Source organism: Jeotgalibacillus marinus (assembly GCF_040801915.1).
Lineage (GTDB): Bacteria > Bacillota > Bacilli > Bacillales > Jeotgalibacillaceae > Jeotgalibacillus > Jeotgalibacillus marinus.
Genome location: NZ_JBFMIA010000071.1, coordinates 1 through 715, shown reverse-complemented (window position 1 = coordinate 715; position 715 = coordinate 1). Strand labels below are relative to the sequence as shown.

The 715-nt window shown below is 39.2% G+C and carries 2 tRNA genes; both read right to left on the bottom strand.

Annotated features, from left to right (window positions below):
• Positions 1 to 433: 433 nt before the first annotated feature.
• A tRNA-Leu gene (locus AB1471_RS16975) sits at positions 434 to 515 on the bottom strand.
• A gap of 65 nt (positions 516 to 580) precedes the next feature.
• Positions 581 to 654: transfer RNA gene (locus tag AB1471_RS16970), tRNA-Cys, on the bottom strand.
• Between the last annotated feature and the right edge of the window lie 61 nt (positions 655 to 715).

Below are 715 nucleotides of genomic sequence, written 5' to 3'. Positions count from 1 at the left end.
ACTTCCGTGTTCGGCATGGGAACGGGTGTGACCTCTTCGCAATCATCACTAGACAGTTTTGTTCTTTTCGACAAGTAATAATATATCATATGTTCCGATAGATTTCAATAAGGAAAAATAGTTTTTAAAAAAACAAGAAAATATTTGATTAACCGAAAAAGAATGGTCTACTATACATCTACTTGCAGAATATGTAAATAATACCTTAGGTGAAAGTGATAATCCAGAAGGTTATAACAAAAGTATAAAGGTAAGTGTGAGTTTCTAAAAGAAGTAGATTCATTAACTTTCTTTTTCAACACAAAAAACCGCCTTCCCACACGGAGTAAGAAAGCGGCTTGGAATACACCCATGTGCCGTGTTGATAAACAAAAAAAGACAATACCTAAATGCCATTTAATGCATTTGATATCATCAAGTAAGGTTTATTTGATACCGATGGCCGGGGTCGAACCGGCACTCCCGAAGGAACACGATTTTGAGTCGTGCGCGTCTGCCAATTCCGCCACATCGGCACGTCTAGTGTCATTAAAAACAAATATAATTAAAACTTTTTTAATCTAAACATTAAAATTTGTTTTGGAGGCGGCAACCGGATTTGAACCGGTGGTGAAGGTTTTGCAGACCTCTGCCTTACCACTTGGCTATGCCGCCAAAAAAATGGAGCGGAAGACGAGATTCGAACTCGCGACCCCCACCTTGGCAAGGTGGTGTT